The organism is uncultured Campylobacter sp. (assembly GCF_938017775.1).
Lineage (GTDB): Bacteria > Campylobacterota > Campylobacteria > Campylobacterales > Campylobacteraceae > Campylobacter_B.
Window position 1 is genome coordinate 54650 of the sequence record NZ_CALIIU010000038.1, and the last position, 18209, is coordinate 72858.

Genomic DNA, 18209 nt, shown 5'->3' on the forward strand with positions numbered 1-18209 from the left:
TTTACCCTGCAGGACATAATTTTTGGCTCTGTGGCGACGGATGACGCGGGCTACGACTACGACGCGGCTTTTAAGCGCTATCATTCAAGCGAGGAGATGGCGGAATTTCTGCTCGCGCTTTACGATAGCGACGCGTGCGTGGGTGCGGTGGATCGAAACAGCTTTGAGTTTAGCTTACAAGCCCCGCGATTTGACTACGCGGGCAAACGCGTAAATTTAAGATGAAAGCGGGTAAAATCATCCGCATCTTTTAGGGAATATAAATTTAAAGACTAAGGAGCAAAAATGGGAAAAACGGCTTTGGTGCTGGGCGCTACGGGCGTCGTTGGCAGAGAGCTGGTACGCGAGCTTTGTGAGAGTCCCGGTTACGATGAGGTAGAGGCATGGGCGCGCCGCGAGATAGGCTTTTGCCACCCTAAGTTTCACGTGCGGATCATTTGATTTTGAGGGTATCTCGGATATCGCACCGCATAAATTTGACGAAATTTTTTGCGCGCTTGGCATGACGATGAAGCAGGCGGGTTCGCGCGAGGCGTTTTTGCGCGTGGATGTGGACTACGTCTATGCGGCGGCGAAGTGGGGCAAAGCAGCGGGCGTGCGGCGCTTTGTTCTCGTATCATCTCTGGGTGCGAAAGAGAGCTCGCTAAGCTTTTATCTGCGTGCCAAAGGGCAGATCGAGCGATGCGTGAGCGAGCTTGACTTTGAGTACCTCCAGATCGCTCATCCGCCGCTAATCCTCGGCGAGAGATTCGACACTCGCCCAATAGAGCAGATCGCTGCGGCGATTTTTAAACTGCTGCCCGCCTGCGTGCTTGGTAAATTTAGACCGCTTAGCGGCGCAAGTATCGCCCGCGCGATGATAAATGCGGCTCGCGGCGGCGCCCGCGGCGTGCAAATCTACGAGCCGCGGGAATTTCTATAAATCGCGGATGGAATTTTAGTGCAAAGGTGGAGCTTGGGCTAAATTTAAAACTAAAGTTTTAGGCAGTGTGGATAAAATTTTATAAATTGATCTACTTAAATTAAATTTTAAATTTAATAGAATTTTATAGTAAAATTTCTCGCTTGAAATTTTAAGCGTGGAATCTTGCATACTGTGTTGTTGCAAAATTTTGTTATAAAACCCTATGCTAAAATTTTAGAACTAAATTTGCGGTGTATTTAGTTTAGCCGCGAATAAAGCCTCCTAGTGCTTCAAGCTCACATGCGGTTATGGCAACTTCAAACCCCGAAACAATCGTAAGTTTTACAAGTTTTATAAATCTGCGACATTAAATTCTAAAAATTATGAGCTACTTAGGAGGCTAAAATGGTCTATTTTTTCGCTTCTTTCTGCGCGGTCGGTGGGTCAAGCTGCATGATCTTATCGCCCAGGCGCTGAAAATTTGCAAGGCTTTTTAAGTGGAAATACACTAGCTCCAGATATCCGCGGCGCGCAAAATCCGCAAGCTTTTTATCGCTTAACTTCAAAAGCTTTTCGCGATTTACGACCGAAAAGCCGTTTAACAGGGACGATTCCTTGCCGCTAGAGTTGATGCCGAGCTCCTTGGCCTCTAAAATCCCCGCCTTTTGAAATTCCGCCGCCGCAACGCGCGTGCGCATATCTAAATCGGCGTAGTTTTTCATCACCTCTTTTAAATTTTGTAAAAACGGCGTCGGCTTGCCGTCTTTAAAAAGCGCCTCGCCGTCGCCTTTGATCTGCTGCGCGTCTTTGTCGAAGCAGATCGCCGTCTGCTCGCCGATCTGGGCTAGGAAAAATGGATAATTCTGCACCGAGGAAGGCACCGTTCCTTTATAATCCTTATCGATTAGGATGTTTTTGGTGCGCCCTAGCAGCGCCACTATTTTGGGCTCTTTTTCGATGGTAAATACGATAACGAGGTTGTCCGCACAAAACGGAATCTCCGGCGCGATCACCGGCACGAAAGGCGCGGTAGGGAATGCATCCGCGTGATACTGTAAATCCGCGTGTTTAACGCTATCTAATACGACTGGGGTCATGTTGATCCTTTAAAAAATTTTAGCAATTATATAAAAAAGAATATTAAAATTCTAAAGGGTTTTGAAATTTTGCCTGTTTTTTTATTTGCGTAAATTTAGACGTTTAGAATTTTAAATTTGATAGAATCACCGTTAAATTTAAGGAGCAAAAGTGGGCTTGGATGAGCTTTTGGCGCTTGCTGAGGACGCCGCAAAAAAGGCAAACGATGCGATAATGCAAAATTACGACAAATTCGATATCTTTGTCAAAGCGGACAGATCGCCGCTTACGAATGCCGATCTTGCGGCAAACGATGTAATAATGAGCACCCTGGAGCCTAGCGGTATCGCGATCTGCTCGGAAGAGTGCGTGCTGGATAGCAAGCGGCGCATGAGCGAGGAGAGATTTTGGCTGATAGATCCGCTGGACGGCACGAAGGAGTTTATCGCGCGCAACGGCGAGTTTTGCGTCTGCATCGCGTTGATCGAGCGTGGGCGCCCAATTTTAGCAGTGATCAGCATACCAATAAGCGGCGATATATATAGCTCAAATGGCGGCGGAGTTTATAAAAACGGCGTACTGCTCGCTCGCCCCACTAGCGCGCCGCAAATCTTCATGCAAGGGCACTATAGCAGATCCGCAAAATACGTGCAATTTGCGCAGAAATTTGGAATGCAACTAATGTGCAAAGGCTCTGCGATAAAATTTTGTATTTTAGCCGAGGGGGGCGCCAGCGCGTATGCGAGATTTAGCGACTGTTCGCTCTGGGACATCGCCGCTGGGGATTTTTTGCTGCATCAAAGCGGCGGAGTGGTGGTAGATCTAAAGACGATGGAGGCGCCTCTTTATAACGGAAAAAGCCTGATAAATAACCATTATTTGGCGGTCGGCGCGAATGCGATGAAAAATTTATCTGAAATGTTAGAATTCGCAAAGAACTTTTAAGTTAAATTTATAGTAAACGCTCTATAATATAAATCCAAAAATTTTTTATCAAAGGATAAAAACATGAAGGGCTTTACTATGATCGAATTAATTTTCGTGATCGTGATTTTAGGTGTTTTGGCGGCAATTGCCATTCCAAAACTAGCAGCTACGCGCGATGATGCAGAGGTGGTGAGGACGGCGCAGAATATATCTACGTCGCTAACGGATGTTATGGGTTATTATATGGCAAAAGGTGAGTATAATAGCAATTTTTCAAGTATGACAAACGTAACCAATCCTATTAAAATTAGGCAAAATGTCTGTGCTACTTACGAGTACAACAGCAATACTCAAATGACATTAAAAAAGAGCTATGGTGGGTTGTGCGAAGCAGTATGGAAAGTATCGAGCCTAAAAACTATAAATAGTATTTATAGCTCAGATGCGTTACTAATCGTCCAATAATTCTTATCGGGTGCGAGCTAACATCGCACCTTTTTATTTATAAATCCAAGCAAAATTCCAATCATCCAAACAATCGCGAAAAATATAAAGATAAAACTCCAAAATTGCGCCAGATCCACGCTTTTACTTGCCGGGAATAGATACCAGCCTCCGCTATAAAGCGCCGTTAGTTTGGCTTGCAGTCCGTCTAGCATTGTATCGGTTGGCACCGCCGGTACGTCGAATGCGCAGCTGTTAAATGGCTTAAAAATTGGCACTACGCTTAGATCAAAATTTAAAAATTTCACCGCTCCACCACAGCCGCTCATCCCGCTCATATCTCCGCTCCCTCGCAGTACCGTGTGAATTTTAGCTAAATTTAATGACGATACGAAGCCCAGCGCCGCGCCGTAAAACCACACCGCATATCCACAGATTGCGCCGTAAACGTCCTTGCCGCAAACCACTAAAATCACCGCTCCTAGCGCTACGGCGCAAAGTGCGAATCTCACGTGAATGCTAAAGCTTTCCGGATAGATAAAAAGGAATTTTTGCAAGAAAAAATATGAAAATGCTAGCCAAAAAAGCGCCCAAATAGCGCAAAAGGCGAGAAATCTTTTAGAGTATCTGTTTTGAAATTTTAAAATCATAAAAATCCTTTCCGCGCATAATTTTATAATAAATTGCAGATATTTTTGCTAAAATTCCAGCTTTCATAGCAAAAATTTCAAGCAGAGGGTAAAATTTTGAGGGATTTTTTACGCAGACTAGAAAGAGCTTTTGATGCGTTCGCAAATATTTTAGGCGTATTGAGTATCGTATTTTTGGCGCTTTTAGTTATAGTCGTTTTTTACAATGTTGTGGCGCGTTATCTTTTTCCAGCCGCAAATTCCGTCGCTATGCAAGAACTTACATGGTGGCTATATTCGGCGATGTTTTTATTCGGTGTGACCTATGCGCTTAAAGAAAACGCACACGTTCGCGTGGATATTTTTTACGAAAATTTTAGCCCCACTGCAAAAGCGCTCATAAATATCTTAGGCACGATATTTTTCATTTTGCCTTTCGTAGCGCTCGTGGCGTTTTTTTCGATCGATTATGTGAGCGAGGCTTATACGAGTCATGAGGCCAGTGCCAATCCCGGCGGTATGCAGCATCTTTGGATCATCAAGTCCGCAATCACGCTTAGCTATGCGTTTTTATTTATCTACGCATTTGGATTTTTGATTAAAAATATTAATGCCTTGCTTGATGTTAGGGAAAACAAAGGCTCGGAATTTCTTAGTGGGAATTCTTCGGGCGCACAGAGTGTGTGAGGGCAGAATGAGCTTAAATTTAAAATTCTATAAATTTTACGCTTTTCGCGCTTGGGCGGAATTTTGCCACGGCAAGATAAAAGGTGGCGAGCTATGATAGGCATAGTGATGTTTGCGGCAGCGCTTTTTATGCTGTTACTCGGTTTTCCCGTTGCGTTTACGTTCGGCGCCGTGGCTGTGATTTTCGGCTTTATCTACGGACTTAGTGAGGCGTGGGATTACGCGCAGGGCTTTGAAATTTTAACCGAAGCTTTCGAGGATATGAGCAGACAGTTTTTTTCACTGATGCCTAATAGAATTTACTCGATTATGGAAAATCAGCTGCTAATTTCGGTGCCGCTTTTTATTTTGATGGGTATGATTTTGCAAAAGACTCGCCTTGCGGAGCGTTTATTAGAGTCAATGGCATTTTTATTCGGCGGCGTACGAGGCGGCGTGGCGATCAGCACTGTTTTGGTGGGGGCGTTACTTGCGGCTACGACGGGCATCGTGGGCGCGACTGTCATCGCTATGGGCGTCATCAGCCTGCCCGTGATGATGAAATACGGCTACGATAAGCCTTTAGCTACCGGCACTATCGCTGCTGCGGGCACGCTTGGGCAGATTATCCCGCCTTCTATCGTGCTGATTATTTTAGGCGATATACTTTCTGTTTCGGTAGGTGATCTTTTCTCTGCAGCAGTTATTCCTGGGCTCGTGCTAGTGGGTTTTTACGTGATTTATATTGCGATTATTTCATATATTTGCAAAGATTATGCGCCGCCTGTTCCGCCGCTAGAGGGGCTTAGCAAATCAAAGCAAATTTTTATTGCGCTTAAAAACGTCGTGCCGGTGCTCGTGCTGATTTTGCTAGTCTTGGGATCTATTTTTGCGGGCATCGCTACGCCTACGGAGAGCTCGTCGGTAGGTTGCTTGGGCGCGATAGCACTAGCTGTTTTGTACCGCACGTTTTCGTTTAGGCTGATCTATGACGCGCTAAAAAATACCGCTAAAATTTCGGGCATGGTTTTTATGATTTTGATGGGCGCCACGGCATTTTCGATGATTTTTTCTTACACGGGTGGAGATGAGGTCGTAAAAAATTTTATGGAAAATCTGCCCGGTCAAGCATGGGGATTTATCGCGCTTACGATGGTAGTTATCATAGTGCTTGGATTTTTTCTCGATTATGTAGAAATTTCATATATCATTTTGCCGATACTTTTGCCGATAGTAGAGTCTTTGCATATCAATCCTGTCTGGTTTGCGATCTTAATCGCTGTAAATTTACAAACATCGTTTATGACGCCGCCATTTGGATTTTCGATATTTTTCTTAAAGGGCGTAACGCCGCCGCAAATCCACACCACGGACATTTACAAGGGCGTACTGCCTTTTATTTTATTGCAAATTCTAGTGCTATTAACACTCGCAATCTTTCCGGGGGTTTTTGGTTTAAAAGCTTTTTTAGGCTAGAAATATTAAAATTCACGCTAAATTTAACCTAGGAGCTAAAAATGGCTAAAAAGCTTATCGACGTTATGGATACGACTTTTCGCGACGGATTTCAGTCAGTTTTTGGTGCGCGCGTGGCGATGGAGGACTTCTTGCCTGCCGTTAGCGCGGCAAAAGACGCGGGCATCACGCACTTCGAGTTTGGCGGCGGCGCGCGGTTTCAAAGCCTGTATTTTTACCTAAACGAAGACGCCTTTGAGATGATGGATAAATTTAGAAGCATCGTGGGGCCTGAGGCGAACCTGCAGACCCTTAGCCGCGGTGTAAATACCGTCACGCTCGATACCGGCAGCCGCGAGATCATCGATCTGCACGCCAAACTTTTTGCTAAACACGGCACGACGACGATTCGAAATTTCGACGCGTTAAACGACGTGGAAAATTTAAAATTTAGCGGCGAGTGCATACATCGCCACGGCCTTAAACACGAAGTCGTGGTTACGATGATGGATCTGCCGCCGGGATGCAGCGGCGCGCACGATGCGGCGTTTTATGAGAAAATTCTACGTCAAATTTTAGACGCGCAGATTCCGTTCGACAGCGTCTGCTTCAAAGACGCAAGCGGCACCAGCAGCCCGCAGAAGGTCTATGAGACGATCAAGCGCGCGCGTAAAATTTTAGGCGACGGCGTGCATATCCGCCTGCACACACACGAGACGGCGGGCGTTAGCGTCGCATGCTATCAGGCTGCGCTCGTAGCGGGTGTAGACGGCATCGATCTTGCCGCGCATCCCGTAAGCGGCGGCACCAGCCAGCCGGACATCCTTACGCTACTGCACGCGACGAAGGGGCAAAATTTCGATCTGGGGCTAGATGCAGAGAAAATTTTAAAATACGAAGAGGTTTTGGGCGAGTGCTTGAAGGATTATTTCATGCCGCCCGAGGCTACGCAGGTAAGCCCACTCATTCCGTTTAGCCCAATGCCTGGAGGCGCGCTTACCGCAAACACTCAGATGATGCGCGATAATAAAATTTTAGACAAATTCCCAGCCGTCATCAAGGCTATGCGCGAAGTCGTCGAAAAGGGCGGTTTCGGCACGAGCGTAACGCCGGTTAGTCAGTTTTATTTCCAGCAGGCGTTTAATAACGTAATGTTTGGTCCGTGGAAAAAGATCGCCGAAGGCTACGGCAAGATGGTGTTAGGTTATTTCGGCAAAACGCCCGTTAAACCCGATGACGGCGTGATTAAGATGGCGGCGGAGCAGCTGGGACTACAGCCTACGACTAAACACGCCGTAGATATAGCCGATGCCGACGAGAACAAGAGCGTCGCGTATGCGCAGAAGATTCTACGCGAGCAGGGCATCGAACCTAACGAGGAGAACATATTTATCGCGCTTGCGTGCAAAGAAAAGGGCATCGCGTTTTTGAAGGGCGAGGGCAAGGTGATGAGTCGTAAAAAAGAGGACGTAGCACCTGCCGCAAGTCATCAAAGCGGTATTTCTAAAAACGGCAAATTTGACGTTAAAATTAACGGCAAAATTTACAGCGTAGAATTCGCCGGGCAAAATGTGCTCGTAAACGGCGATCGATACGACGTCAGCTTCGATACCTCAGCGCCCGCGAAGCCGCAGCCGCAAAGCTCCGCCGGCGAGCAGCCCACTGCTAACGCGCGAGGTGGTGCGGACGATAACGATATAAAAGCGACGCTTCCTAGCAACGTATTTAAAATTTTAATAAAGGAAGGCGACGCTGTTAAGGCAGGACAGAATGTCATCGTGCTTGAAGCGATGAAGATGGAGATAAATATCGAAAGTCCGCGTGATGGCATAATCGATAAAATTTTGATCGCTCAAGGCGATACGGTCGATGCCGATCAGGTGCTCGCGATTTTAAGATAAATTCCAAATTTAGGCGGGTGCTTCCGCCTAAATTTCATGGCGATCATCCTCGGTGCTTAAGCGAGCTCACCTAAATTTTAAGCTATAATAGCGCAATCTTTTATCAAAATTTAATTTAAAAAGGACGCAAAATGACAACTCCGAACGATCTGGATAAACTAGGTCTTAAAAATATCAAAAAAATCAACTACAACTTAAGCTACGACGAGCTTTTCGAGCTTGAAAAGGCTATGGGCGAGGGACGCGTGTCAAGTAACGGCACCTTTATGGTCGATACGGGCATCTTTACGGGTCGTAGCCCAAAGGATAAGTACTTCGTAAAGCAGGACCCGAGCCAAAAATACATCGCCTGGGGCAAGATAAATCAGCCTATCTCAAAAGAGCTTTTCGATAAACTTTTAGCCAAAGCTAAAGCTCAGTTAAGCGGCAAGGAAATCTTTATCCAAGACGCCTATTGCGGCGCCAGCAAATCCAGCCGTAAAAACGTGCGCTTCGTAACTGAAGTCGCGTGGCAAGCGCATTTTGTTAAAAATATGTTCATCCGCCCAAGCGAGAGCGAGCTTGCGGAATTTCATCCCGATTTCGTCGTTTACAACGCGTGCAAATGCAAAAACGAAGATTACGCGAGCGACAGGCTGCACTCCGACGTTTTCGTTATATTTAATGTCGAGGAAAACGTCGCCGTTATCGGCGGTACGTGGTACGGCGGCGAGATGAAAAAGGGAATTTTTTCTATGATGAACTACTGGCTACCGCTTGAGGGCAAGCTAAGCATGCACTGCTCGGCAAACGTGGGCAAGGACGGTGATACGGCGCTATTTTTCGGTCTAAGCGGCACGGGCAAAACGACGCTCTCGACCGATCCAAACCGCAAGCTGATCGGCGACGATGAGCACGGCTGGGACGATGAGGGGATATTTAACTTCGAGGGCGGCTGCTACGCGAAGTGCATAAATTTAGACCCGAGCAGCGAGCCTGAAATTTACGCCGCGATCAAACGCGACGCGCTACTTGAAAACGTGGTCGCGGATGAGGCGGGCGTCGTGGACTACAAAGACGGCAGCAAGACCGAAAACACCCGCGTCAGCTACCCGATCTATCACATCGATAACTACGAGCCAAGCTCTGCTGGCGGCCATCCGAAAAATATCATCTTCTTAACCGCCGACGCATTCGGCGTTTTGCCGCCGGTCGCAAAACTAACCAAAGAGCAGGCGATGTATTATTTCCTAAGCGGCTATACAGCCAAAGTCGCAGGCACCGAGCGCGGTATCACCGAGCCCGTGGCGACCTTTAGCGCGTGCTTCGGCGAGCCGTTTATGCCGCTGCACCCGACCGTTTACGCTAAGCTTCTAGGCGAAAAGATCGATAAGCATAATGTCAGCGTCTATCTCGTAAACACCGGCTGGAGCGGCGGCGCGTACGGCGTAGGCAAGCGAATGAGCATCAAAGCCACGCGCGCATGCATAAACGCGATCCTGGACGGCAGTATCAAAAAGTGCGAGTTTGAAAATTTTGGTATTTTTAACCTCGCGATCCCAAAAGAGCTCGCAGGCGTCGAGACGAAGCTGCTAAATCCTATTAATACGTGGACGCACCCGGCGGAATATAAGATCACGCGCGATAAGCTAGCAAAGATGTTTGAAGAGAATTTTAAACGCTACGAGGACGTAAAAGAAGGGGTCGAGTTTGCTAAAGCGGGCCCTACGGCTTAGGCTCCTGGGTCTTGGGGCGATCTGCGCGCTTTTTGCCGCATGCGAAAATACCCCCTCAAATTTAAAACAGCCGCTCGTTGCGATGAGCGGCTTTTCCTTTTACGACGATCCGCTAAGCTACATCAACAATGTGCGCGCAAAATCGGGGCTAAATCAGCTTTCGCAGAATGAAATTTTAAACACCTCCGCGCTTAATCACGCAAAATATGTCGTCGCAAACGAGGCGATGTCTCACGACGAGAGTCCGGGCAAGCCGAATTTTACGGGCGAAAATCCGTCAAAGCGCGCTTTTTACGCAGGCTATAATGCCGTCGTGAGTGAAAATTTATCCTATAACTCAAGCGATCTAAAAAGCGCGATCGACGGGCTTTTAAGCGCGATTTACCATAGATTTGCATTTTTGGATTTTGCCTCGGATGAGATCGGCATCGGCTATTTTGAGCACGGCAAAAAAAGTAGCTACGTTTTTGAGATGGGAAATTCGCGCCTCAACGCCTTTTGCTTACGAAATTTAAACGACGAAGGAAGCGGCAAATTTCTACTGGGGATGTGTAAAAATGAAACACTACGGATGAAGGAGGATAAGTTCAAAAGCGCCACTGCGCTAAACTCGCGCCCTTACGTTTACTACCCGAACGACGAGCCCGCGCTTGCATTTTTCAGCAACGAAATTCCAGATCCCATGCCAGAGTGCAAAATCACCGCAAATCCTGTAAGCGTGGAATTTAATGCCGAGGGACCGCCCGTAGCGATGAAAAGTTTTAAAATTTACGAAGGCGGCAGGGAGCTTCAAAACGTTAAAATTTTAGACAAAAACTCCGATCCTAACGCCATTTTAAGCGATAGGCAGTTCGTGCTTTTCAGCAGAGAGGTTTTTAAATTTGACACCAAATACGGCGCGGAGTTTAATTACGAGCAGGGCGGCAAGCAAAAAACGCTACGGTGGGAGTTTATCACGCAAGCGCCTAAATTTAGATATTTCGTCGTGCAAGGTGGAGAAAATCTGAGCGTAAAAAACGGCGCATTTTACGATATATTCGTAGCCCCCAAAGACTGCAACGATTTGATGAAAAGCTACAAAACCAGCTACTCTTTTATGGATAAGCCCGAAATTTCAAGCCCCGCGGCGAATATGCTGCGCGTAAAGCTAAACGGCGCAAAGGGCGCGAAGCTTGAAATTTCGACAGACAACGGTGCGATAATAAATCTGTATTTAAGCGACGACTCCAAAAGCTACGGCGGCATGGGCAAAATTTACGCCGCAATCGCGGTGGTTTTAGCAGCGATCATTTTGTTTTATCTTTTAGCAAGAAAGCGGTGATGACGGGTGCGGGAGGGCTATTTGGCGCAATGCCCGCTTACAGGCTAGGGGTTTTGCTTTGCAGACGCGACGCACCGCTTGCAAAAGGCAGACAAAAGGATAGATCATGACAAAAAATGAAGGTAAATTTTATATTTCGCTAATGGGTGAAAATAGCCATGAGGTGGATATCCCCGCGGGGCAAGGCAGCTTTAGTATCACGCCTAAGGGCTACGGCGATGCCTATGTAGATGCGGATACGCCCATTTCGTGGAGCGCATTTGACGGCATGCAAATACCGGCCGGCGGGCATTGGCCCAGGTTTTTCTACTACGCGGGCAACGACGCGGGTTTTGCGCAGTGGTCGCAGGAGCGTGAGATAGAGAGCTTTTTCTGGGCGCTGCAAAAAGACGTCTCGCTGGATCTTAGCAAGGCTCACATCCGCCGCCTAAGCCTAGACTGCGATCGCTTTAAAATTTGCGTTCGACTCGGCGCAGATACGCGCAAGGCGGAATTTTACGGCAAGGCAGAAAATTTTACGATCGAGGACGCGAGCGGACTTAAAGACGTTTCCTTTTGCTTTCGCGAGGATGGCGCCGAGGGCGTGGAGCCGTTTAAGCTACTGGTATTTACGGCGCTAGTAGGCATAGAGCGCATAGAAATAGACGCGCCCGTTTGCTGCGAGCCATTTGATTGCGAGAGTTTGTTGCAGTTTTCCGCGCTAAAAAGCGTCAGTCTAAACGGCGCGGTCTGCAACCTGCGCGCCCTTAGCGAGCTTGAGGGATTAAATTCCATCCAGATAAGATACTGCCGCGATTTGAGCGGGCCGCCTAGCTCGTGGAGCGGGCTTAATTATTTTATCGCGTGGAATGTCGAGCAAGACGCAGGCAAGGCGCTTAAAAAGGAGCTTGCCGCGCCTGCTAAAACGCGAGAGTTTGAGTACGCCGCCGTCGCGCAGCTGCGTAAAAAGGCGTGGTTTGAGAGCGAGTTTAACGCCCCCTTTACAAACTGTGGAGGGCAAAAACGGCAAAGCCGCGCCTACAAAACCGTGCTAAAAGCGATCAAAAAAGCAAGCTGCGAGCGCGAAGCAAGAGCGGTCGTAGAGGGGCTCGTAGGCGCGATAAATAAGCTACCGGATATCGAGACGCCCGAGCGCGAGGACGCTTATGTGGCGGTACGCCAGATATCTGATAATGCGCGCTTTGAGATACCGCAGAGCAAAACGCAGGAGTGGTTTGATGCGGTGCGGGATTTTTAAAATTTATCCGAAGCGCAGCGCAATCTAAATTATCCATAAACAGCGCTATTTCGGCAAATATCCTGTTTTAAATTTCATATCTGCCGCCGCAAATTTTATCGCTCGCGACGAAAAAGTCATAAATTAAAATCGCAAGCAAGGCGAGGCTTGATTTTTTGCGACTTCTGTTTTTGCCTGCGCGCACAGGGGCGCATAATGCCTATCCTGCGTGAAATTTAATGCGGAGTCCTGCTTTTAAATTTCTAAATTTCATCCCCGTTTATCTCATCCGCAAGTTTTAAAATTTTAGCCTGTACCGCCTCGGGAGCGTAGATATCGATCCACTCTATCCCGTTTGACGCGCTAAAAAGCACGGCGATCCGCCCCTCGCTCATCGCACGCTTGGCAAGCTTGGTCGCTGCGGGGCTGTTGCCCATATTGGCGTTTCGTATATGCTTATCTCGGCGCAGCGGCGTAAAATAGGCGCCATATCAAACTCGCCCTCAAGCAAAACAACGACCGAGCCGCGTCTAAAACTGCAAGCGTTCCAAAAAATTTCGGCGCCGTTTACGCATTCTCGCGAGAGATCGAGGCGAAATTTACCCCGCTCGCGCACGAGGAAACTAAACTCGCTCAAGTTTAGCGGGTGCTCCACGCTGCCGAATGCCCCCACGATGCTATCTTTACGCCCGTTATAGACGTAGGCGGCGAGCGCATTTTGCAGTAGCGGCGCGATGATCTGCTCATGCGCGCTCGTATGATCGTCATCTCTGGCGCGCCCTGCGATCTTTACGAAAAACGGTTTGAAATACTCCATAAACGCTCCTTAAATTTATAAAATTTGTTTAAATTTAGCGCTCGCGGCGGTTAAATTTAACTCTGAGCCTGACGCATTTTCGGTTTATTTCGGGCGTTGCCATTTAAATTTTACTCTTGTATCTGCTATCGCAGCTTCTTGCGCTTATGTATCGTTTTTATTTCTATTAATACAACCTAGATCGCGGTTTAGATTTTACACAAAGTACTCGCGCGCAGCATCCTTGCTCTCAAAGGGGTTTGCGCTCAGCTCGCTGCCCTCTATGAGCAGGGCGTAGCTGCGCGCGGCGTCCGTTTTGGTGTATGTTAGCGCCAGCCTCGCCGCAAGCTCTCTATCCGCCTCGCTCGCGCCCCTGCTTATGAGGCTTAGCGCGCCCACGACGTCATCTTTAAATTTTATCTCGCTAAATTTCGGATTTTGCACTTCGGCAAGCTTTTTGTTATCGCTCTCATCTCGCCCGATTATGAGCTTCGCGCCGCCCGGCAGGCGCAGATGGCGTCCGAATTTTAAAATTTCAGCATCCGCGGGCGTTTCGATCTTTTCAAATTTTACCGCATCCTTGATCCGCTCGCTGAAGCTCTGCACGGTCAGCAGACAGCCTCCTGCGGGCGTTTCGTAATCCTCAAAGCCGAACTCCGCCGCCAGCTGCATCTGCCTAGTGCGCCCGCGCCCGCTGATATCAAGCAACGCGTCGCGATCAACCCAGCCCTTGATCTCGGGCGTCGTAGGCGGCAGCAGTTTCGCGCACAGCGGGCGCAGGATCAGCCCCTCCTCATCGCCGCTAAGCCCGCCGACCTGAGCTAGAGCCTGTGCGCGCTGGCTCATCGGGCGCTGTCCGAGCACCTCGCCCGTGATAATGAAGCTCGCCCCTTCGCTTTGCAGCATCGCGAGCGCAGTCTTAAACATATATCCGTGGCAGTCAATGCAAGGGTTGAAGTGCTTGCCGTAGCCGTATTTGGGCTCGAAAAGCACTCGCTGTAGATATTCGCTTCTGATATCGACGCTTTTAAAATCCGCTCCCGCAGCTGCGGCTCTGCGGCGCATGATCTCGCTCTTATCGTCCTTTCCGCCAAATCCGATATCCATATTCAGCGCGAGCACCTCGATGCCTTGCGAGACGATGAGTTTGACCGCGAGCATGGAGTCAAGCCCGCCGCTAAAGAGCGCCAATGCCTTCATTTCGTTCCTTTACTTGAGTTGATTGATCTTTTTTTGATACTCCAAGATCCGCTCGATCTTGTCGGGCGCGTCGGAGTTTTTGAGCTTTTGCATCAGATCTTGCAGGGCGTTGCGGCGTAAAATTTTGCACGCGTCGTTAAAAAGCGCCGCGCCGCCGATCGGCAAAATTTCATCATCTAGCGCTAGCGCGCGCAGATTTTCAAAGGCTTCGTTTTCGACGCTTTGGGCATTTTGGACGCTTTGAGCGCTTTGAGCATTTTGAGCGGCAGCTTTCTTTTCGCCTTGCTTTGCGGCGCTGTTTGAGCTCCGTCTCTCGTCGTTATTTGCACTCTCTTGCTTCTTGCCGTCGTTTGCGCCCTGCTGCGCGGAGGAGCCTTTTAAATTTACGACGCCCGCAGAGTCTTGCCCGATAAAATTTTGCTCGCTAGAGCTCTCGTCGCCTTTTAAATTTACGCTCTCGCTACGGATAAAATTTTCTCCAGCGCCGCCTGCAGTAAAATTTTCGAAAGCGCTACCATTCGCATTACCGACCGCGATGAAATTTTTAAAATTCACGCCGCTGCGAGCAAAAGCCAAAAACGCCTCGAAGATATCGCCGTGCATGCGAAAATCGCGCCGCTCCAAGCATCCGAGCCCAAGCTGTGCCATCTCGCCATCAAGCAGCATCGATTTTATGATCTGAAGCTCGGCGATCTCCTTGCGGCGCAGTAGCGTCCGCCCAGCCCTCGCCGAAGCGGTAGGCGGCGCGGAGCTTTCGTAGCGCGCCGTGTTTTGCGCGCGAACAAAATTTCCGCCGTTTAAGTTCCCGTTCGCACCGCCCCTGCCGTCTGCGCCACGCCCTCCGTAAGAGCCGAAATCGCGAGAGCCGAAGCCTCCGCTCTCGTTAAAATTTCGTCCCTCAAAGTCCGCGCCGAAATTTTTACCGCCGCTAGAGAGATTGAACGAACCCGGCGAGACGTTTAAAATTTGCGCCACTAGGCTCTGGTAGGACTCGGCTAGCACGGGGCCGAGCGCTGCGGTAAATTCTTTGATCTCATTTAGCGCAGCCTCTTTTTGCACAGGGCGGGCGAGGTCATATTTTTTAGCGATCTGTCGAATCAGAAACTCCCCGCTCTCCATGCCACTAGCATAAATTTGCTCTAGCTCGCGCACCTTGCCCGCGACTATCATATCCGCGGGATCGGCGCCTCCGCCGATTATAGCGACGCTTGAGTCGATCTTATTCAGGCACAAAAGCCGCGCCGATTTCATCGCCGCATTGATGCCCGCGGCATCGCCGTCGAAGCTAAGCACGACGTTAAGCTCCGCGCGCTTTATAAGCGGTAGATGAGCGGGCGTCAGCGCCGTGCCGAGCACTGCTACGGCGTTGTCGATGCCCGCTTGGTGCAGCATGATGACATCCATGTAGCCCTCGGTGATGATGAGAGTTTTTTTGGCGATCGCGCTTTTTTTCGCAAGGTCGAATGCATAGAAAATTTTAGATTTATCAAACAGCGCGCACTGCGGCGAATTGACGTATTTGGCAGGGTTGTCACTTATCGTGCGACCGCCGAAGCCCACGAGCTTGCTCGCGTGGTTGTAGATCGGAAAGGTGATGCGCTCGATGAAGCTAGCATAAAGCCCGCGCTCGTTTTGCTTCACCGCGCCCGCATTTAGCGCATCTTGCGGCGGAATTTCTTCATTTTGCAAAACCCTGATCGTCTGCGCGCTAGCTCCTGCGTAGCCAAGGCCGAATTTGCGAATGCTTTGTTCGCTTAGGCCGCGATCGTGCAGGTATTTCACGGCGGCAGGATTTTGGTAAAGGCAGCTTTGATAGTAGGCGTTTAAAATCCCGAGCACCTTCTTCTCTTCGCTGCGCTCCTGGACTTTGGCGCCGGTGTATTGCAGCGCGAAATTATACATCCCCGCAAGCTTTTCGACCGCTTCTGGAAAGCTTATCTTTTCGTAATCTTGGATAAATTTAATCGCGTTGCCGCCGGCCTTGCACGAAAAGCAGTGAAAAATTCCAAGCTTTGAACTCACGCTCATACTCGGATGCGAATCGTCGTGAAAGGGGCAGACGCCCACGAAATTTGCGCCGCTGCGCTTAAGCGGGACATATTTTTCTACGACGTCTACTATATCTACGGTGGCCAGCAGATTTTCTATACTTTCGTTTTTAATCATAAGCGAAATTATACCCGCACTTTGCTATAATTGCCCTTTATTTTTGCGACGAGGTTTGATTTGGATAATTTTTTCTTAGACGATCGCGACCCGATTTTCGGGCTTATCATGCTGATAAGCATAATCTTGCTAGTGTCGATTCTAAGCTATATTTGGGGAGTTTTTTCTAAAAAAAACGAGAGGCAGAGTTTAGAGAATTTTATCAAAAAATTTGACACCCTAGACGCGCTTAGCACCGAGCACAGACAGCTTTTAGCAAGCCCGCAGATAGACATCCCTACGCTTGGAATTTTGGCTAGCTCTTTCGTAAAAAGCGGCGACTTCGAGCGCGCGATAGAAATTTATCTAATCGCGCTAGGCAAGGCTAGCGGCGGCGTGCAGAGGGAATTTATCCTCACCAATCTCGGTATCGTATATTTCAAAGCGGGCTTTTTAGGGCGCGCCGAAGAGGTGTTTTTACAGGCGCTGAAGTTGCGCCCGAGAAACAAAGAGGCTCTTACGCATCTTACGGTGATTTATGAGCGGCTGAAGCGCTTTAATGAGGCGCTTGAGGTGCTTGACGCGTTGCGCGAGCAGGACGCCGAAGTATATGCCCAAAGCCAGTTCGAGCGCGCCCAGATCATCGCAAACGACGCCAATACGCCGTTTAACAAGAAGATCGCTAAAATTTCAAAGCTAAACTTCAAAGGCTCGGGGCGGTTCTGCATGGAGCTTTTTATCAAAAACAAAGAGCCTATGGAGGGCTTTGAGCGCTTCCCGCCGATCGAGCAGGCGATCGATCTAATCTATGATTTTCCTGCGGCGGTAAATACGCAGGATGCGGAGTACAACGCGCTTTTTTACGCGCTTGGAAGAAGCGATCAAAAGCCTAAGAGCGCGAGTAAAATTTTTGAGATCAACGCGCTTATGGCTATGAAAGATGCGGGCTTTGAGGACGCGGGGCTTAGCTTTAGCTACACCTGCGCGAAGTGCAAAAGCTCGGTGGGGCTTTTTTCGCACCGCTGCCCGGTCTGCTACGAGCTAGGCAGCATGGAGATCAGGGCGCAAATTTCGGAGAAAACCGGTGAAATCGGTCAAACTTTTTAGCGACGGCAGCTGTCTCGGAAACCCAGGAGCGGGCGGTTGGGCTTATATCTTGCAGTACGGCGACGCGATAAAAAAGGCAAGCGGCGCAGAAGCGATGACGACTAATAATCAAATGGAGCTAACGGCCGCTATAATGGGGCTTAGCGCGCTTAAGCAGCCCTGCCGCGTCGAGCTTTTTACCGATAGCGAGTATGTCGTCAAGGCGATAAATTCCTGGCTTGCAAAGTGGGTCGTTACCGATTTTAAGGGCAAGAAAAACGCGGATCTGTGGCGCAGATACCTTACGGCGGCGGCGCCTCACGAGATCAAGGCCTCGTGGGTCAAGGGGCATGCGGGTCATCCGCAAAACGAGGAGTGCGACGCTATGGCTCGCGCGGCTGCAGAAGCGATAAAGGGCTGAAATTCTATGGCGAAGCTCGCGGTTACGCGGATTTAGCATGGATTTGCCCGCGTTTGCTTTGTACGCAGAGCCGCTTCGGCGTAAATTTTATCGCCCGAAGCCGGTTTTAGCGAGTTTGGTTCACGCAATCGGGCTTTTGTATTTGAGGGCAGGCGTGTTTTTGGCGAAGATTAAATTTGCGGCAAGTGGGCTTCGGCGCGATTTGTGTTAGAATTAGCAGGCACGTTTAAATTTTATTCGCCTCGGATCGGCGACGGTGCGTTTTATTCGGCGCATTAGTGCAAATTTGGCGCGGGCTGTGCTTGC

General features: G+C 49.0%; 19 protein-coding genes. 13 read left to right on the forward strand and 6 right to left on the reverse strand.

What is annotated here, in order from left to right; all coding sequences use genetic code 11:
• Positions 1–30 precede the first annotated feature (30 nt).
• The 3 genes from Q0537_RS05785 (at position 31) to Q0537_RS05795 (ending at position 922) form a co-directional block, all read left to right on the forward strand.
• Positions 31–225: a hypothetical protein gene (locus tag Q0537_RS05785; RefSeq protein WP_299225908.1), complete on the forward strand. Its 195-nt coding sequence runs from the start codon at positions 31–33 to the stop codon at positions 223–225.
• 60 nt (positions 226–285) lie between these two features.
• Positions 286–441 carry a hypothetical protein gene (locus tag Q0537_RS05790; protein WP_299225911.1) on the forward strand — a complete coding sequence of 52 codons (156 nt, stop codon included), beginning with the start codon at positions 286–288 and terminating at the stop codon, positions 439–441.
• A gap of 67 nt (positions 442–508) precedes the next feature.
• On the forward strand, positions 509–922 hold the full coding sequence (locus Q0537_RS05795) for a hypothetical protein (RefSeq protein ID WP_299225913.1): 414 nt from the start codon (positions 509–511) through the stop codon (positions 920–922).
• Positions 923–1314: 392 nt separating this feature from the next.
• Here the strand turns inward: Q0537_RS05795 and Q0537_RS05800 are convergent, their stop codons facing one another.
• Complete coding sequence (locus Q0537_RS05800; RefSeq protein ID WP_299225915.1) at positions 1315–2001, reverse strand: SapC family protein; 687 nt, start codon at positions 1999–2001, stop codon at positions 1315–1317.
• A gap of 151 nt (positions 2002–2152) precedes the next feature.
• Between Q0537_RS05800 and Q0537_RS05805 the strand changes: the two genes are divergently transcribed.
• Together Q0537_RS05805 and Q0537_RS05810 are read left to right on the forward strand one after the other, a co-directional pair.
• Positions 2153–2926 carry a 3'(2'),5'-bisphosphate nucleotidase CysQ gene (locus Q0537_RS05805; RefSeq protein WP_299225917.1) on the forward strand — a complete coding sequence of 258 codons (774 nt, stop codon included), beginning with the start codon at positions 2153–2155 and terminating at the stop codon, positions 2924–2926.
• A 63-nt stretch (positions 2927–2989) separates the two neighbouring features.
• The gene (locus Q0537_RS05810) at positions 2990–3373 is read left to right on the forward strand and encodes a type II secretion system protein (RefSeq protein WP_299225920.1); all 384 of its coding nucleotides are present in this window, start codon (positions 2990–2992) and stop codon (positions 3371–3373) included.
• 17 nt (positions 3374–3390) lie between these two features.
• Here Q0537_RS05810 and Q0537_RS05815 read toward each other — a convergent pair whose 3' ends face one another.
• Positions 3391–4002, reverse strand: a complete 612-nt coding sequence (locus Q0537_RS05815) for a disulfide bond formation protein B (RefSeq protein WP_299225924.1) — start codon at positions 4000–4002, stop codon at positions 3391–3393.
• A 96-nt stretch (positions 4003–4098) separates the two neighbouring features.
• Between Q0537_RS05815 and Q0537_RS05820 the strand changes: the two genes are divergently transcribed.
• The 6 genes from Q0537_RS05820 (at position 4099) to Q0537_RS05845 (ending at position 12276) form a co-directional block, all read left to right on the forward strand.
• On the forward strand, positions 4099–4668 hold the full coding sequence (locus tag Q0537_RS05820; protein ID WP_299225927.1) for a TRAP transporter small permease subunit: 570 nt from the start codon (positions 4099–4101) through the stop codon (positions 4666–4668).
• A gap of 93 nt (positions 4669–4761) precedes the next feature.
• Complete coding sequence (locus tag Q0537_RS05825) at positions 4762–6123, forward strand: TRAP transporter large permease subunit (RefSeq protein ID WP_005871492.1); 1362 nt, start codon at positions 4762–4764, stop codon at positions 6121–6123.
• Between the two features lie 41 nt (positions 6124–6164).
• Positions 6165–8003, forward strand: a complete 1839-nt coding sequence (locus Q0537_RS05830; protein ID WP_299225930.1) for a biotin/lipoyl-containing protein — start codon at positions 6165–6167, stop codon at positions 8001–8003.
• A gap of 131 nt (positions 8004–8134) precedes the next feature.
• A complete protein-coding gene (gene pckA / locus Q0537_RS05835) occupies positions 8135–9718 on the forward strand; it encodes a phosphoenolpyruvate carboxykinase (ATP) (protein ID WP_299225933.1) in 1584 nt (527 codons plus the stop codon).
• Positions 9693–11039: a CAP domain-containing protein gene (locus Q0537_RS05840; RefSeq protein ID WP_299225936.1), complete on the forward strand. Its 1347-nt coding sequence runs from the start codon at positions 9693–9695 to the stop codon at positions 11037–11039. Before pckA ends, Q0537_RS05840 begins: the two co-directional genes overlap by 26 nt.
• A 106-nt stretch (positions 11040–11145) precedes the next feature.
• Positions 11146–12276, forward strand: coding sequence for a hypothetical protein (locus Q0537_RS05845; protein ID WP_299225939.1), 1131 nt, complete (start codon positions 11146–11148; stop codon positions 12274–12276).
• 242 nt (positions 12277–12518) lie between these two features.
• Here Q0537_RS05845 and Q0537_RS05850 read toward each other — a convergent pair whose 3' ends face one another.
• From Q0537_RS05850 to dnaG, 4 genes are all read right to left on the reverse strand, one after another.
• A complete protein-coding gene (locus Q0537_RS05850; RefSeq protein ID WP_299225942.1) occupies positions 12519–12650 on the reverse strand; it encodes a hypothetical protein in 132 nt (43 codons plus the stop codon).
• Complete coding sequence (locus Q0537_RS05855; protein ID WP_299225945.1) at positions 12647–13072, reverse strand: hypothetical protein; 426 nt, start codon at positions 13070–13072, stop codon at positions 12647–12649. The genes Q0537_RS05850 and Q0537_RS05855 overlap by 4 nt, the downstream gene beginning before the upstream one ends.
• Positions 13073–13267: 195 nt before the next feature.
• On the reverse strand, positions 13268–14251 hold the full coding sequence (locus Q0537_RS05860; protein WP_299225948.1) for an argininosuccinate synthase domain-containing protein: 984 nt from the start codon (positions 14249–14251) through the stop codon (positions 13268–13270).
• Between the two features lie 9 nt (positions 14252–14260).
• Positions 14261–16417, reverse strand: a complete 2157-nt coding sequence (dnaG, locus tag Q0537_RS05865) for a DNA primase (RefSeq protein ID WP_299225951.1) — start codon at positions 16415–16417, stop codon at positions 14261–14263.
• 60 nt (positions 16418–16477) lie between these two features.
• Here dnaG and Q0537_RS05870 point away from each other — a divergent pair, with 60 nt between their 5' ends.
• Complete coding sequence (locus tag Q0537_RS05870) at positions 16478–17503, forward strand: tetratricopeptide repeat protein (RefSeq protein WP_299225955.1); 1026 nt, start codon at positions 16478–16480, stop codon at positions 17501–17503.
• Positions 17481–17903: a ribonuclease HI gene (gene rnhA, locus Q0537_RS05875; protein WP_297942460.1), complete on the forward strand. Its 423-nt coding sequence runs from the start codon at positions 17481–17483 to the stop codon at positions 17901–17903. Before Q0537_RS05870 ends, rnhA begins: the two co-directional genes overlap by 23 nt.
• Positions 17904–18209: the final 306 nt, after the last annotated feature.

Bases quoted from the DNA above. Each gene is read 5' to 3' on its own strand.
- Q0537_RS05825 (WP_005871492.1), top strand. From the start codon at position 4,762: ATGATAGGCATAGTGATGTTTGCGGCAGCGCTTTTTATGCTGTTACTC.
- Q0537_RS05850 (WP_299225942.1), bottom strand. From the start codon at position 12,650: ATGAGCGAGGGGCGGATCGCCGTGCTTTTTAGCGCGTCAAACGGGATA.
- Q0537_RS05810 (WP_299225920.1), top strand. From the start codon at position 2,990: ATGAAGGGCTTTACTATGATCGAATTAATTTTCGTGATCGTGATTTTA.
- pckA (WP_299225933.1), top strand. From the start codon at position 8,135: ATGACAACTCCGAACGATCTGGATAAACTAGGTCTTAAAAATATCAAA.
- Q0537_RS05855 (WP_299225945.1), bottom strand. From the start codon at position 13,072: ATGGAGTATTTCAAACCGTTTTTCGTAAAGATCGCAGGGCGCGCCAGA.
- Q0537_RS05795 (WP_299225913.1), top strand. From the start codon at position 509: ATGAAGCAGGCGGGTTCGCGCGAGGCGTTTTTGCGCGTGGATGTGGAC.
- Q0537_RS05860 (WP_299225948.1), bottom strand. From the start codon at position 14,251: ATGAAGGCATTGGCGCTCTTTAGCGGCGGGCTTGACTCCATGCTCGCG.
- Q0537_RS05800 (WP_299225915.1), bottom strand. From the start codon at position 2,001: ATGACCCCAGTCGTATTAGATAGCGTTAAACACGCGGATTTACAGTAT.
- Q0537_RS05845 (WP_299225939.1), top strand. From the start codon at position 11,146: ATGACAAAAAATGAAGGTAAATTTTATATTTCGCTAATGGGTGAAAAT.
- Q0537_RS05790 (WP_299225911.1), top strand. From the start codon at position 286: ATGGGAAAAACGGCTTTGGTGCTGGGCGCTACGGGCGTCGTTGGCAGA.
- Q0537_RS05815 (WP_299225924.1), bottom strand. From the start codon at position 4,002: ATGATTTTAAAATTTCAAAACAGATACTCTAAAAGATTTCTCGCCTTT.
- dnaG (WP_299225951.1), bottom strand. From the start codon at position 16,417: ATGATTAAAAACGAAAGTATAGAAAATCTGCTGGCCACCGTAGATATA.
- Q0537_RS05830 (WP_299225930.1), top strand. From the start codon at position 6,165: ATGGCTAAAAAGCTTATCGACGTTATGGATACGACTTTTCGCGACGGA.